Source organism: Streptomyces sp. NBC_00984 (assembly GCF_045162475.1).
GTDB lineage: Bacteria > Actinomycetota > Actinomycetes > Streptomycetales > Streptomycetaceae > Streptomyces.
Genome location: NZ_CP108734.1, coordinates 4,000,036 through 4,013,904 on the forward strand (window position 1 = coordinate 4,000,036; position 13,869 = coordinate 4,013,904).

Annotated in this window: 11 protein-coding genes; 4 read left to right on the forward strand and 7 right to left on the reverse strand. The window is 70.7% G+C overall.

The window, feature by feature from the left end; all coding sequences use genetic code 11:
• Positions 1–125: 125 nt before the first annotated feature.
• A complete protein-coding gene (thpR, locus tag OG520_RS17580; protein ID WP_406013789.1) occupies positions 126–701 on the reverse strand; it encodes an RNA 2',3'-cyclic phosphodiesterase in 576 nt (191 codons plus the stop codon).
• Positions 702–801: 100 nt separating this feature from the next.
• On the opposite strand from thpR, the gene OG520_RS17585 reads away from it, so the two are divergent.
• Positions 802–1,386, forward strand: a complete 585-nt coding sequence (locus tag OG520_RS17585; RefSeq protein ID WP_406013790.1) for a Uma2 family endonuclease — start codon at positions 802–804, stop codon at positions 1,384–1,386.
• A 93-nt stretch (positions 1,387–1,479) separates the two neighbouring features.
• Here the strand turns inward: OG520_RS17585 and OG520_RS17590 are convergent, their stop codons facing one another.
• Together OG520_RS17590 and OG520_RS17595 are read right to left on the reverse strand one after the other, a co-directional pair.
• Positions 1,480–2,814: an MFS transporter gene (locus OG520_RS17590; RefSeq protein WP_406013791.1), complete on the reverse strand. Its 1,335-nt coding sequence runs from the start codon at positions 2,812–2,814 to the stop codon at positions 1,480–1,482.
• A 95-nt stretch (positions 2,815–2,909) separates the two neighbouring features.
• Positions 2,910–3,350 (reverse strand): MarR family winged helix-turn-helix transcriptional regulator, encoded by a 441-nt coding sequence (locus tag OG520_RS17595; RefSeq protein ID WP_266415935.1) that lies wholly within the window; start codon positions 3,348–3,350, stop codon positions 2,910–2,912.
• 145 nt (positions 3,351–3,495) lie between these two features.
• On the opposite strand from OG520_RS17595, the gene OG520_RS17600 reads away from it, so the two are divergent.
• A complete protein-coding gene (locus OG520_RS17600; protein ID WP_266415937.1) occupies positions 3,496–3,711 on the forward strand; it encodes a ribbon-helix-helix protein, CopG family in 216 nt (71 codons plus the stop codon).
• Here OG520_RS17600 and OG520_RS17605 read toward each other — a convergent pair.
• Positions 3,704–5,158 carry an NCS2 family permease gene (locus OG520_RS17605; protein WP_406013792.1) on the reverse strand — a complete coding sequence of 485 codons (1,455 nt, stop codon included), beginning with the start codon at positions 5,156–5,158 and terminating at the stop codon, positions 3,704–3,706. The two genes, OG520_RS17600 and OG520_RS17605, sit on opposite strands and share 8 nt — an antisense overlap.
• 189 nt (positions 5,159–5,347) lie before the next feature.
• Here OG520_RS17605 and OG520_RS17610 point away from each other — a divergent pair, with 189 nt between their 5' ends.
• Together OG520_RS17610 and OG520_RS17615 are read left to right on the forward strand one after the other, a co-directional pair.
• Positions 5,348–5,626 carry a DUF2530 domain-containing protein gene (locus OG520_RS17610; protein ID WP_317865990.1) on the forward strand — a complete coding sequence of 93 codons (279 nt, stop codon included), beginning with the start codon at positions 5,348–5,350 and terminating at the stop codon, positions 5,624–5,626.
• Positions 5,627–5,775: 149 nt separating this feature from the next.
• The gene (locus OG520_RS17615) at positions 5,776–8,256 is read left to right on the forward strand and encodes an HAD-IC family P-type ATPase (RefSeq protein WP_406013793.1); all 2,481 of its coding nucleotides are present in this window, start codon (positions 5,776–5,778) and stop codon (positions 8,254–8,256) included.
• A gap of 22 nt (positions 8,257–8,278) precedes the next feature.
• On the opposite strand, the gene OG520_RS17620 is transcribed toward OG520_RS17615, so the two are convergent.
• The 3 genes from OG520_RS17620 to OG520_RS17630 all read right to left on the reverse strand — a co-directional run bounded on the left by OG520_RS17620 (position 8,279) and on the right by OG520_RS17630 (position 13,586).
• On the reverse strand, positions 8,279–9,052 hold the full coding sequence (locus tag OG520_RS17620) for a DUF5707 domain-containing protein (protein ID WP_406013794.1): 774 nt from the start codon (positions 9,050–9,052) through the stop codon (positions 8,279–8,281).
• Between the two features lie 205 nt (positions 9,053–9,257).
• Positions 9,258–10,196 carry a hypothetical protein gene (locus OG520_RS17625; protein WP_406013795.1) on the reverse strand — a complete coding sequence of 313 codons (939 nt, stop codon included), beginning with the start codon at positions 10,194–10,196 and terminating at the stop codon, positions 9,258–9,260.
• A gap of 183 nt (positions 10,197–10,379) precedes the next feature.
• Positions 10,380–13,586, reverse strand: a complete 3,207-nt coding sequence (locus OG520_RS17630; RefSeq protein ID WP_406016509.1) for a sacsin N-terminal ATP-binding-like domain-containing protein — start codon at positions 13,584–13,586, stop codon at positions 10,380–10,382.
• Positions 13,587–13,869 lie beyond the last annotated feature (283 nt).

Consider the following 13,869-nt stretch of genomic DNA (forward strand, 5'->3'; position numbering starts at 1 on the left):
GGCCCCGGCCGCGTCACGCCCCGACGGCGGCCGCCACGGCGACGACGACGAACATCAGCACGAGCACGGCCGCCATGATGCGGTTTCTGGTCTTCGGATCCACCCTTCGAGCCTAACCGCCGGTCTCAGTGCCCCAGCGACCAGGATGCGACCACCTCGTACCCGGGCCGCTCGCCCGGCACCCCCGAGACCGGCAGATCGCTGCGTACGAGGGCCAGCTCGCCGACCTCCCACCCGGTGCCCTCGAAGCTTCCGAGCGCCTCGACGCAGGGCCGCAGGTCGACCTCGGCGCGCCGGCTGCGGGCGAGGGTGAGGTGCGGGTGGTAGCGGCGGTGCTCGTCCATCGGAATGCCGGTGCGGCGGGCGGCGGCGTCGGCGCGCTCGGCGAGCAGCCGCAGCGTGTCGAGCGCGCCCGCGGCCCCCACCCAGAGCGCCCGGCCGCCGAACCGGCCGGCGCCGTGGATGCGCAGCGGGAAGGGGTCGGTGCGGTGGGCGGCCCGTGCGAGGCGCTCCTCCAGCTCGGGCAGCAGCTCCTCGTCCACGGACCCGAGGAAGGCGAGCGTGAAGTGCCAGCCGGACACATCGGCCCAGCGAAGCCCCTCGGCCTCGGGCAGCGCGTGCAGCGGGGCGGCGGCACGGCGCAGTTCCTCGACGGCGGGGGCGGGCGGCAGCACGGCAACGAAGAGTCTGAGACGGCTCATGGGCCGAGTGTCGCACCGTACCGGCGTGTCTCGGCCTCCGTACGTATCGTTGTACTACGCGGCTCCCCGCGCCCGCGCGGCAGCGGGGAGGAGCGCCACGATGACCGTCGCAGAGACCGACAGGATCGAGATGGCCGACAGCAGCGACGAGCGCACTCTGGACATGATGTTCGAGTGGCTTGAGCCCACCCCCGAGGGATTCAAGGTCGAGATCGTCGAGGGGAACATCTACATGTCGCCGCAGCGGCGCACACACTGGCGGATCATTCTCGACATCATCGAGCAGTTGCGCGCAAGGTACCCCCGGGAGCGCTTGCTGTCCGATGTGCGCATCGACTTCCCGGGGCTGCTCAACGGTTTCGCCTCAGATGTCGTGGCATTGACCGACGGCGCCACCGAGGACACCAACGGCCGGTGCCGCTACCAGGACATCGAGTTCGTGGCCGCGGTGGTCTCGAAGAGCACCGCCGCCAACGACTACGGATCGAAGAAGGCCACCTACGCCACCGCCGGTGTGCCCGTGTATCTCATCGTCGACCCGTACACCGGTACATGGCATCTCCACACGCTGCCGAAGGAAGACGAGTACCGCAGCGTGCTGAGCCTCGACTTCGGCACCCGGGTCGACCTCACCTCGACCGTGGTGGGCCTCGCTCTGGAGACCGGCGACTTCCCCCGCGACTGACGCTCCCCGACACACGGCGGCCCCGACCGGTGCTCACCGGTCGGGGCCGTGCCCATGTGCTTCGGCCGTGACATGCGCTTCGTCGGACGGCGCTCACGCCGCCGCGGCCAGCTCCTCCCGTGGGACGAACCGGACGTGCGGGCGGCCCGGTCGCAGGTCGACGCGGAGGCGCAGGCCTCCGACGCGGGCCAGCATGAGGCCGACGCCGAGCGCGGCCACCAGCGAGAACGCGCCGCCGACGGCCATGCCCGTACGGACCCCGTAGGCGTCGCTGATCCAGCCGACGATCGGGGCGCCCACCGGCGTACCACCGGCGAAGACCATCATGTACAGGCTCATGACCCGGCCGCGCATGGCCGGGTCGGCGGCCATCTGGACGCTCGTGTTCGCGCTGATGTTGGTCGTCAGGCCGATCATGCCGATCGGGACCAGCAGGATCGCGAAGAGCCAGACGGACGGCGACAGCGACGCGATGATCTCCAGCAGACCGAACGCCGTGCCCGCGGCCACCAGCATCCGCAGCCGGGAGGAGCGGCGGCGGGCGGCGAGCAGGGCACCGGCGAGGGAACCGGCCGCCATGAGGATGTTGAAGAACGAGTACATCCCGGCGCCGCCGTGGAAGATCTCGTCCGCGAAGGCCGTGAGCCAGATCGGGAAGTTGAACCCGAACGTGCCGACGAAGCCGACCAGGACGATCGGCCAGATCAGCTCGGGGCGGCCGGAGACGTAGCGCAGGCCCTCCCGCAGCTGTCCCTTGGCACGCGGTACGACAGTGGTCTTGTGCAGCTCGCTCGTACGCATCATCAGCAGGCCGACGAGCGGGGCGGCGAAGGACAGGCCGTTGAACATGAAGGCCCAGCCGCTGCCGACCGTGGTGATCAGGACACCGGCGACGGCCGGGCCGATGAGCCGGGCGGACTGGAAGTTCGCCGAGTTGAGACTGACCGCGTTGCGCAGCTGGGCGGGTCCGACCATCTCGGACACGAACGACTGGCGGGCCGGGTTGTCGACCACCGTCACCATGCCGAGCAGGAACGCGATGAGGTAGACGTGCCACACCTGGACCACACCGGAGAGCGTGAGCACCGCGAGGGCGATCCCGCAGAGGCCGAGCGCCGCCTGGCTGACGAGGAGCAGCTTCCGCTTCGGGAGACGGTCCGCGATGACACCGCCGTAGAGGCCGAACAGAAGCATCGGAAGGAACTGGAGGGCCGTGGTGATGCCGACGGCGGTGGCGGACCCGGTGAGGCTCAGGACGAGCCAGTCCTGCGTGATGCGGGACATCCAGGTACCGGTGTTGGAGATCACGGCGCCCGTGGCGAACAGGCGGTAGTTACGGATCTTCAGCGACGAGAAGGTCCCGCCGGGCTTGCTCTCGTGGGTGGAAGTCGGTGCGGGGGCGGAGTCTGCTCCGGATCCCGTACTCAAAAGGGTTCGCCTCCTCGGGCGTATGCGTTTCGCTGACTGACGGGGTGCGGCGGTGCGGGCGGTGCGCCGGCTGTGGCCCGGCGCGGCCCGCCCCGCTACAGGTGGGCGAGCTTCTCCAGCACGGGCGCCGCCTTGCGGAGCGTCGCCCACTCGTCCTCGTCCAGGCCCTCGGCGAGGGCGGTCAGCCAGGCGTTCCGCTTGGAGCGGCTCTCTTCGAGCATGGCTTCCGCCTGCTCGGTCTGGCTGACCACCTTCTGGCGACGGTCATCGGGGTGCGGTTCCAGTCTGACCAGCCCCTTCGCTTCCAGCAGCGCGACGATGCGAGTCATCGACGGAGGCTGCACATGCTCCTTGCGGGCCAGCTCGCCCGGTGTGGCCGAGCCGCACCTGGCGAGCGTGCCGAGCACCGACATCTCGGTGGGGCTCAGCGACTCGTCGACGCGCTGGTGCTTGAGGCGCCGGCTGAGCAGCATCACGGCGGAGCGAAGGGAGCTCACGGCGGCCGCACTGTCGCCGTCGTGGATCAGGTCAGGCATGTTTATTAGCGTAACTCATTACCTACCCTAAAGACCATTCGTGTTACACGCGCGAGAGGCACTTCACCCAATCGGTCACCCGAACGAGTGAGTCGGATCCGTAAAGTGACGCGAAACGACCCACTGGGCCGTAACCCTGCTTTCCATGGGATCGACTGTGCTCAGCCTGCGGATAGACGGTGAGCTGCTCGACCGGCTCCGGCAGCATGCCGCCAAACGCGGAATGAGCGTCCAGGACTATGTCGTCCGGACGCTCATTCGCGATGACTTCGACGAGCGCTTCAAGGCGGCCGTCGACGAGACGGAGAGGTTCTACGGCCCCGAGGGGACCACAGGGATCAGGGCCGAAGAGGTCACGTGAGGCCGAGGGCCGGCATCGCGTAGTAGAAGACGAAGACCGCCGACACCACGTACATGGGCACCGGCACCTCGCGCCAGCGTCCGGCCACCACCCGCAGCACGGAGAAGGCGATGAAGCCGATGCCGATGCCGTTGGTGATCGAGTACGTGAACGGCATCATCAGCATGGCGAGGAAGGCCGGGATGGCGAGCGTGTAGTCGCTCCAGTCGATGTCCCGCACCGAGCCCGAGATGATCAGGAAGCCCACCGCCAGCAGCGCGGGGGTGGCCGCCTGCGACGGGACCATGGTCGCCAGCGGCGTCAGGAACAGCGCCACCGTGAACAGCAGGCCCGTCACGATGCTCGCGAAGCCGGTGCGGGCGCCCTCGCCGACACCCGCCGTGGACTCCACGAAGCAGGTGCCCGCGGAGGCGGAGCTCGCACCGCCCGCGGCGACCGCGATGCCGTCCACGAACAGCACCTTGTTGATGCCGGGGAAGTTGCCGTCCTTGTCCGTCAGCTTCGCCTCGTCGCCGACACCGAGGATGGTGCCCATCGCGTCGAAGAAGCAGGACAGCAGCACGGTGAAGACGAACAGGATGCCGGTGAGCACACCGACCTTGTCGAAGCCGCCGAACAGACTGACCTTGCCGATCAGCCCGAAGTCCGGGGTGGCGACCGGATTGCCCGGCCACTGCGGGACGGTCAGCCCCCATGCCTGACCCGGCAGATCGGCGATCGCGTCGATGATCATCGCGAGGACCGTCATCGCGACGATGGAGATCAGGATCGCGCCCGGCACCTTGCGGACGATCAGCGCGAGGGTGAGCAGCGCGCCGAGGATGAAGACCAGGACCGGCCAGCCGTCGAGGTGGCCGTCGCCGCCGAGCTGGAGCGGCACGGTGGTGTGCGCGGCGTCCGGGACGCGGGAGACGAAGCCCGAGTCGACCAGACCGATCAGCAGGATGAAGAGGCCGATGCCGATCGCGATGCCCTTGCGGAGCGAGGTCGGCACGGCGTGCATCACGCGTTCCCGCAGACCGGTCGCAACCAGCAGCATCACCACGATGCCCGCGAGGACGACCATGCCCATCGCGTCCGGCCAGCTCATCCGGGGGGCGAGCTGGAGGGCCACGACGGTGTTGACGCCGAGGCCGGCCGCCAGCGCGATCGGCACGTTGCCGATGACGCCCATCAGGAGCGTGGAGAACGCGGCGGTCAGCACGGTGGCGGTGACCAGCTGGCCGCCGTCGAGCTGATGGCCGTACATGTCCTTGGCGCTGCCGAGAATGATCGGGTTCAGCACGATGATGTACGCCATCGCGAAGAACGTGGCGAAACCGCCGCGGATCTCGCGTGCAACCGACGACCCCCGCTCGGAGATCTTGAAGAAACGATCCAGGCCACCTTGTGGCTGCGGAGCCGCGGGCTGACTGGCATCGACCGGAGCGGTGGCCGAGGGGGACATGTATGACCTCAGTCGTACGTAGAGGGGGAGTGAAAGTGGTCAGCTTTGGACTTTTACACGAATAATTCGAGTCAGCCGTAAGCAGATTCAGTATGAATACATAAGGCAAAGATCGCTATCTCCGCGCGTAGACCCTTGGGCCGCCTGGACCGGGAAGGCTTCGCGCATGGGGGCCCATACACTGAGGTCATGGCGAAGTGGACACCGAAACACGAGGCACCCGAGCCCCTGGAGGGGCCCGTCGTCGCCACCATCACCGGCGGCACGATCCTCTGGTTCGTCCTCTTCCTGGTCCAGCTCCCCTTCTACGGCTGGTTCGACGACCACGGCCACCTGTGGTGGGTGTGGACCTGTCTGGCCGGTGCGGGGCTCGGCCTGATCGGCATCTGGTACGTGCGGGGGCGCGACGCGGCGATCAAGCGGGCGGCGGCCCAAGCCGAAGCCGAGGCGTCGCCCGACAGCCTCTAGGGGTCCGGCACGGGTCCGGTACCACCCGACAGCCTCTAGGGGGCCGACACCGGTCCCGTACCACCACAGGACCATTCCCCTCCTCCCCCGGTCTGATCTTCGGACCCCTCAGTGGGTGAACCGGACCATCCCCCCGTACCGTCGAAACCATGACGCAGCGGGCATCCCATCCCTTCGGCGAGCAGACTCCCGAAGCAACCGGCTCCACCGGTCACCCCGGTTCGGCCATGATCGACGCCGGGGCCGAGCTCGACCCGGTCCACCCGGTGAAGCTGCCCGCCCCGGCGGTGGACCCAGGCGGGCTGACCCCCGCCGAGGTCGCCGAGCGGATCGCCCGCGGCGAGGTCAACGACGTACCCGTCCGCTCGTCCCGCTCCGTCCGCGAGATCGTCCGCGCCAACGTCTTCACCCGGTTCAACCTGATCATCGGCGTGCTCTGGCTGATCATGCTGTTCGTCGCGCCGATCCAGGACAGCCTCTTCGGCTTCGTGATCATCGCCAACACCGGCATCGGCATCGTCCAGGAGTGGCGGGCCAAGAAGACCCTGGACAGCCTTGCGGTCATCGGCGAGGCGAAACCCACGGTGCGCCGCGACGGGGTCGCGGCCGAGATCTCCACCTCCGAGATCGTCCTCGGCGACCTCATCGAGCTCGGCCCCGGCGACAAGGCCGTCGTGGACGGCACGGTCGCCGAGGCCGACAGCCTGGAGATCGACGAGTCGCTGCTCACCGGCGAGGCCGACCCGGTGCTGAAACGGCCCGGCGACCTCGTGATGTCCGGCAGCTTCGTGGTCGCCGGCGGCGGCGCCTTCACCGCCACCAAGGTCGGCCGCGAGGCCTACGCCGCCCAGCTCGCCGAGGAGGCGTCCCGCTTCACCCTCGTCCAGTCCGAGCTGCGCACCGGCATCTCCACGATCCTCAAGTACGTCACCTGGATGATGGTGCCGACCGCGATCGGCCTGGTCATCAGCCAGCTCGTCGTCAACGACAACAACCTCAAGGGATCGATCGCCCGGACCGTCGGCGGCATCGTCCCGATGATCCCCGAGGGCCTGGTGCTGCTCACCTCGGTCGCCTTCGCGATCGGAGTCGTACGGCTCGGCCGCAAGCAGTGCCTGGTGCAGGAGCTCCCCGCCATCGAGGGCCTGGCCCGGGTCGACGTCGTCTGCCTGGACAAGACCGGCACCCTCACCGAGGGCGGCATGGACGTCACCGAGGTGCGGACGCTGGGCGGTACGGACGACACCTACATACGCAGCGTGCTGGGCGCCCTCGGCTCGTCCGACCCGCGGCCCAACGCCAGCCTCCAGGCCATCGTGGACGCCTACCCGGACGGCGAGAAGTGGCTGTGCACCCAGACGCTGCCGTTCTCCTCGGCCCGTAAGTACAGCGGCGCCGCGTTCGACGAGGGCGGCGGCCGGGAGTCGTCCTGGCTGCTCGGCGCCCCCGATGTGCTGCTGCCCGAGCAGGACCCGGCGCTCGCCGAGATCGAGCAGCTCAACGAGCAGGGCCTGCGGGTGCTGCTGCTGGCCCGCGCGCAGGGGGCGCTCGACGGGCCGGACATCGCGGCCGGGGCGGTGCCGAGCGCGCTGGTCGTCCTGGAGCAGCGGCTGCGGCCCGACGCCGGGGAGACTCTGGCGTACTTCGCCGACCAGCGGGTCGCCACCAAGGTCATCTCCGGCGACAACGCGGTCTCCGTCGGCGCGGTCGCGGGGAAGCTGGGTCTGCCGGGCGCCGAGCACACTCTGGACGCGCGCCGGATGCCCACCGACCCGGACGACATGGCCACGGCCATGGAGGAGAACGCGGTCTTCGGCCGGGTCACCCCGCAACAGAAGCGGGACATGGTCGCCGCCCTCCAGTCCCGCGGCCACACCGTCGCCATGACCGGCGACGGCGTCAACGACGTACTGGCGCTGAAGGACGCCGACATCGGCGTCTCCATGGGTTCGGGCTCCGAGGCGACCCGGGCCGTCGCCCAGATCGTGCTGCTGAACAACAGCTTCGCGACGCTGCCGTCCGTCGTCGCCGAGGGCCGCCGGGTGATCGGCAACATCACCCGGGTCGCCACCCTGTTCCTGACCAAGACCGTCTACTCGGTGCTGCTGGCGGTCCTGGTGGTCTGCTTCCAGGTCGACTACCCGTTCCTGCCGCGCCATCTGACCCTGCTGTCGACGCTGACGATCGGCATCCCGGCGTTCTTCCTGGCGCTGGCCCCCAACAAGGAACGGGCGCATCCGCACTTCGTGCGCCGGGTCATGCGGTACGCGATCCCGTCGGGCGTCATCGCGGCCGTCGCCACCTTCGTGACGTATCTGATCGCCCGGCACCACTACTCGGGTACGGGCGCCCTCGAAGCGGAGACCAGCGCGGCCACGCTCACGCTGTTCCTGGTCTCGATGTGGGTGCTGGCGATCATCGCCCGCCCGTACACCTGGTGGCGGATCGGCCTGGTGCTGGCGATGGGCCTGGCGTTCCTGGTCGTGCTGGTGGTGCCGTGGCTGCAGGACTTCTTCGCGCTGAAGCTGGTGGGAACGACGATGCCGTGGGCCGCGGTGGGCATCGCGGTGGTGGCGTCGGCCGGCCTGGAGTACGCCTGGCGGCTGGTCGGCCGACGCTTCCCGGTGTAGGGCTCCGTCCCCCGCGCCGCCGCTACTTCACGTCGACGAAGTCGCCCGCGGTGGTGACGGCCGGGGTGGTGGACGTACCCGCGAAGCTGTAGCGCCAGTAGCCGTCGACCGAGGCCTTGGCCGTGGTCTTCAGGTTCCCGGTGCTGTTCGTCCTGATCGTCTTGACCGTGGTGTACGTGGAGCTGGTCTTCTTGCGGAACTGGAGCTTCACGGACTGGCCGGTGTAGCCGTGGTACGCGTGGTCCTCCCAGTTGGCCCGCGACAGCTTGCCGGCGACCGTGATCGTCTTGCCCTTCTTCACCGGCTCCGGCGAGGCGTTGACGGTCAGCTTGGACAGCCGCTGGATCCTCGCCGTGGCGTAGGAGTCGTAGTACGTGCTGGAGCCGTCCTTGGCCTCCGCACCCGTGAGGATGCGCCAGGAGCCCGCCTGCACGTTCTTCGTGAGGTCGACCCTCGGGTCGATCGTGATGGTGAGCGAGCAGGTGCTGGTGGTGGCGCTGGCGGCCTTGCAGGTCGCGTCGTCCTCGTTCGGCGTCAGCACGCCGTCCAGGCCCTCGTCCAGGTCCTTCCCGTGCCACAGGAGCAGCCAGCCGGATTCGATGCCGGAGGCGTGCGAGGCGGTGACCGAGACGGTGACGGTCTTCGGCGCCGTCGTCCCCAGGACGACGTCCTTGCCACCATTGACGGTGACCTTGGAGATGACGGGATCGGCCGTTGCCGCGTGCGCCGCCGGAACGGCGAGGGCGGACAGGACCAGGGCGCCGGAGGCTGCGGCGACAGTGGCACGTATACGCATGGGTTTCTCCGTGGAGAAAGGCCTTGGGGGCCGGATGGGGATGCACGGGACGGATGCGTGAACAGCGGGACCCCTCGCGGAGGGATCCCGCTGTTCACGGGTGATCACAGGTGGCCATGGATGGCCGCGGATGGCCGCGGATGGCCACGGTTGCGGCCCGGTACGGCCGATGTGGCCCGGTGGGACCTGGTGGGACCTGGTGGGGCTACTTCACGTCGACGAAGTCGCCGGCGGTGGTGACGGCCGGCGTGCTGGCCGTACCCGCGAAGCTGTAGCGCCAGTAACCGTCGACCGAGGCCTTGGCCGTGGTCTTCAGGGTGCCGGTGCTGCTCGTCTTGATGGTCTTGAGCGTGGTGTACGTGGAGCTGGTCTTCTTGCGGAACTGGAGCTTCACGGACTGCGTGGCGTAGCCGTGGTACTTCAGGTCGTCGAAGTTGGCCCGCGACAGCTTCCCGGTGACCGTGATGGTCTTGCCCTTCTTGACGGGCTCCGGAGCGGCGTCGACGGTCAGCTTCGAGAAGCGCTGGACCCTGGTGCTGCCCAGGCCGTCCTGGAGCGCGAACCCGATCTTGGAGGGGTCGGGGTTGTCCGGGTTCTCGCCGTTGTAGTCGACGGCGAAGCCCATCCCCTTCCACGTGGTGGCGTCGGAGTTGCCGATCAGGTCGTAGACGGGCGAGACGGCGATCCGGCCCGTGCAGGTGGCGACCGTGGAGGAAACCTTCTTGCAGGTGGGGGCGACATCGCCGTACAGCTCGTTCGCCGGGGTGTCGAACGAACCGCGGTAGAGGCCGACGCCCAGCTCGAAGTTCGAGGCGAAGATGTTCACGTCGGCGCCGTGCGTCACGGTGAACGTGGTCGGCACGATCTTCGTGGCGGCGGTGCCCACGGCGATCGGCTTGCCGCCGTTGACCGTGAACTTGGAGAAGGTGAGGTTGAGCTGACCCGCGGTGTTCGCGACCGCGAGGGAGCGTGCGCCGGACTTCGCGCCGGACTGCACGGCGGAGTCGGACTGGGCCGCACGCGCGGCATCGGCGACGGAGCCGATCGCGCCGTGCGCGTCGCCGGCCTGGGCGGCCGACGGTACGACGAGGGCGGAAAGAGCCAGGGCGCCGCTGACGGCTGCCACGGTGGCACGAATGCGCATGTTCATTCCCCAAGTTGGAGAAGGGACCCGCGGAGCATGACCGCCCGCAGGCCCAAGATCGTCTGCGAAGCCTGATGGCTTCACAGACGAGACCATCCTCAAACGTGAAGGGTTGTGCGGTGATTGGGGATTTCTCGCGGACATTTCATATGCCCGGCCCCGCTGTGCATCGGTCGGGGCCCGTCAGTCGAACCAGCGGTCCCGGGCCAGCTCCTCCGTACGGGACGGATCCTCCAGCAGCGCCGCGACCTCGAAGCGGCGCGGCCACTGCCCCGCCGCCCAGGCCAGGCCCGCCGCGACGCCCTCCAGCGTGGCGGCGTGGACCGTGCCGTCGGGGGCCCGGCGCCAGTCCAGCTCGACGCCGCCCGCGCGCAGTTCGCCGTGTTCGACGTACGCGTCCGGAGTCCCGGCGCCGAGCAGGGCCCGTACCGCGTCCGGTACGTGATGTTCCTCGCCCTCCGTCGACACCTCCGCCTCGACGCTCTCGCCGAGCCGGCGCACCTGGAACAGCTCGGCCAGCTCGGCCGCGCGCGTCGGGGCGACCGGGAGCAGCGGGAGCCCATCGGTGAGCGGCAGCAGATCGGGGGCGTCCGCGATCACGGCGTCCGCCGCGTCGACGACCCGTACCTCGCCGTCGACCACGGCCCGCAGTTCGTCCGGCAGCGTGACCTGTTCCGGGTCGAGATCGGCCAGGGCCGTGTACAGGGAGTGCAGCTGTACGGGGCCGACCGGGCGGTCCTCGTCCGCGAGCCGGCCGAGGAGCTCGGCGGCGCCGCCCGGCTCGTCCAGCAGGGCGGCCACGGACGTCCGTACGCCGAGGGCGCGCAGCACCTGCGCGTCGTCGAAGCCGGTCGCGTCGGCGGAGTCGTACAGCCCGGCCAGCCGGGGGTCGCCGCCCGCGGCCCGCAGCCCGGCGGGACGGCGGCCGTCGAGCACCGGGTGGTCGCGCAGCCACCAGGCCGTGTAGGGGCGCACCGACTGCGTGGTGCCGTCCGGCAGCAGCACCCGCACCGGCTGGGTCAGCGCGTCGCGCAGCGGCGGCCGGGCGAGCATGGCGAGCGCCTGCGGCCAGGCGTCGTCGTCGACCAGGTCCAGATCACGGACGGCGACGAGCTCGGTGGCGACCGGCGGCACGGGGGTGTCGGGCAGCTGGTCGAGGATGTCCTCGCACCACACGTCCACCGCGTCCAGCAGACCGGCGTCGTCGGGCTCGGCGAAGTCGCCCTCGCGCGGCTCCAGTTCGTCCGGGTCCAGCACCACGTCGGTGGCCCGTACGAGGGCGAAGGTGGCCAGCACGCCGCAGGCGGTGAGCGGCTGCTCGCCCCAGCGGTCGGCCAGCTCCTGGTCGCAGAGCGCCAGTTCGCCCTCCCGCATGATGGCGGCGAACGGGCTCGCGGGCAGCACGAGTTCACCGGCGGGAGCCGGTTCGCCGTCCTCGTCGGGGAGGGCGAGCGCGCCGAGCCAGGGCTCGTCGCCGGGTGCCAGTTCGGCGTCCCGGACGAGGGTGAGGACGGTCTCGGCGAGCTCGTCGCCGTCCAGCGCGTCCTCGTCCCAGATCTCGCCCGCGTCCAGCGATCCTGCGACGGCGGCCCGCACCTGCGGGGTCGTCAGCACGGCGCGCGGGGTGGCGGGCAGGGCGCCCAGCTTCTCCAGCAGCGGGTGGGCGGCGTCCGGGTGGGCGACCTTCAGCCCGAGCCGGGAGAGGCGTTCCAGCACCGGTCCGGCAGCTGCGTCGGGGAGCGGGAGGAGGACCTGGCGGGGCCCGATGGTGGTGCGGGGCACGGCGGGGGTGCCGGGGTCCGTGGTCTCCGGGGTCCCGGCCAGCGGCACGGGCAGTCCGGAGAGGCGGTCCGGGTCGATGCCGGACAGGCTGTCGTACAGCCGCCGCCACCAGCCGGGGTCGCGTTCCAGACCGGCGAGCCGGTCGATCGCCTCGGTCAGCGGGACGCGGGCGACCTGGAGCGTGCGCAGCTCGCTGCGGCGTTCCAGTCCGGCGGGCAGCAGACACGGCAGGACCTCGGCAAGCACCCGTACCGTCTCGGCGCCGACACCTTCCAGCACTTCGGCCTCGATGGGCCGCAGCGCCGTGGTGTCCGCCTCGGCGAGGCCGTCCGCCTGCGCGTCCCAGCTGTCCCACCGGACCGCCTCGGCGGTGGTGTCGCGCGGGGCGGCGGGCGCCAGGAACGCGATGCGCGGCAGCCGCTCCAGGATCGCGCCGCGCAGCGCACCGTCCAGTTCGCCCTTGCCGAGCGGCCCCGGTACGAGGTCGATGGTGTCGACGGACACCGGCTGCCAGCCGGCGAGCAGTTCGGCGTACGCGTCGGCGGCGCGCTGCACCAGGAAGTCGGTGAGCGGTCCCGGCGCGAAGTGGCGGCGGGCGGTGTCGAGCGGCAGCGAGGCGATGAGCAGCGCGGGGATGCCGAGGGGTTCGTCGGTGGGCGTCGGCGCGTGGACGACCGGGAGGGTGCGGGGGCGCACCGGGGCGCCCTCCGCGTCCACCGGGACCGCCCAGGTGACCGACCAGTGCGGGCGCAGCCGTTCCTCGCGGGGACGGTCGGCGAGCAGGGCGGGCTCGACCGGGCCGTGGTGGGTGACGGTGCGCCAGCGGTTCGTGCCGTGCGCGGAGTCCTCGACGTGGGTGTACGGGCCGTGCTCGGAGCGGCTCAGCGTCCGTACGGAGCCCGGGGTCTCGATCACGATCTCGTCGAGGCCGCGCAGGGTGAGCAGCAGGGCGTCGTCGACCGCGTCGAGCAGCCGGAGCACGAGGTCCTCGGCGCCGCCGTCGCGCAGCGGGAGGACGACGACGGTGTCGTACCCGTCGGGTGCGGTGCCCTCGGCGGGCAGCGGGAGCCGGAGCAGAGGTACGTGGCCGTCGCGGCGGCGCAGTTCGTCGCCGAGGCCGGGGCTGGCGACGGCCGCCCGTGCGGCGAGGTCGCGGGCCTCGGCGAGGGACCAGCGGATGCCGCCGTGCCGGCCGACGACGGCGGGCTCGTCGCTCACCGCGAGCACGGCGGCGAACCCGACGCCGAACCTGCCGACGGCTCCCTCGTGCCCCTCGCGCTTGGCGGAGGCGCGCAGGGTGGAGAGCGACTCCACGCCGGTGGCGTCGAGGGGCGCGCCGGTGTTGGCGGCGGCGAGGACCGCGGGGGTGTCCGGGGTCGCCGGGCGCAGGGTGAGCCGGAGCCGGCCGGGGACCTGTGCGCGGGCGGCGGCGTCGGCGGCGTTCTGGGCCAGCTCGACGACGAGGCGGTCGCGGTAGCCGCCGAGCGCGAGGTCCTCCTCGGCGTTGGCGTCCTCGCGGAACCTGGCGGGGCCGGCGCCCCAGGCGTCGAGCACACCGCGCCGCAGCCGTGCGGTCCCGAACGGATCGGCCCCCTCGGTCGCATTCATGCTCACGCTCTGACTCCGCTCTTTCCGGTTACGCACTGCCCATGCCGCCAAGTGTGCGCCCGAAGGTACCGGGTCCTCGCGCCGGACGGGGGCCGCGGAACAGCGCATCGGCCGGTTCAAGCCCTTGGCTCCGCCCCCAAGGGCTGAGCCCGTCGCGCCGCCCACCACGGCAAGGGTTCCGTCCTCGATCCTCAATCGCCGGGCGAGCGGGAAATACCCGAACGCGCGGAAAGTCTCCGGGGGCGGGAAGATCCCCGAACGAGCGGAAAATCCCTGAACGGGC

Coding starts and splice junctions, on each gene's coding strand:
- thpR (WP_406013789.1), bottom strand. CDS start 701: ATGAGCCGTCTCAGACTCTTCGTTGCCGTGCTGCCGCCCGCCCCCGCC.
- OG520_RS17585 (WP_406013790.1), top strand. CDS start 802: ATGACCGTCGCAGAGACCGACAGGATCGAGATGGCCGACAGCAGCGAC.
- OG520_RS17595 (WP_266415935.1), bottom strand. CDS start 3,350: ATGCCTGACCTGATCCACGACGGCGACAGTGCGGCCGCCGTGAGCTCC.
- OG520_RS17600 (WP_266415937.1), top strand. CDS start 3,496: ATGGGATCGACTGTGCTCAGCCTGCGGATAGACGGTGAGCTGCTCGAC.
- OG520_RS17605 (WP_406013792.1), bottom strand. CDS start 5,158: ATGTCCCCCTCGGCCACCGCTCCGGTCGATGCCAGTCAGCCCGCGGCT.
- OG520_RS17610 (WP_317865990.1), top strand. CDS start 5,348: ATGGCGAAGTGGACACCGAAACACGAGGCACCCGAGCCCCTGGAGGGG.
- OG520_RS17615 (WP_406013793.1), top strand. CDS start 5,776: ATGACGCAGCGGGCATCCCATCCCTTCGGCGAGCAGACTCCCGAAGCA.
- OG520_RS17620 (WP_406013794.1), bottom strand. CDS start 9,052: ATGCGTATACGTGCCACTGTCGCCGCAGCCTCCGGCGCCCTGGTCCTG.
- OG520_RS17625 (WP_406013795.1), bottom strand. CDS start 10,196: ATGCGCATTCGTGCCACCGTGGCAGCCGTCAGCGGCGCCCTGGCTCTT.
- OG520_RS17630 (WP_406016509.1), bottom strand. CDS start 13,586: ATGAATGCGACCGAGGGGGCCGATCCGTTCGGGACCGCACGGCTGCGG.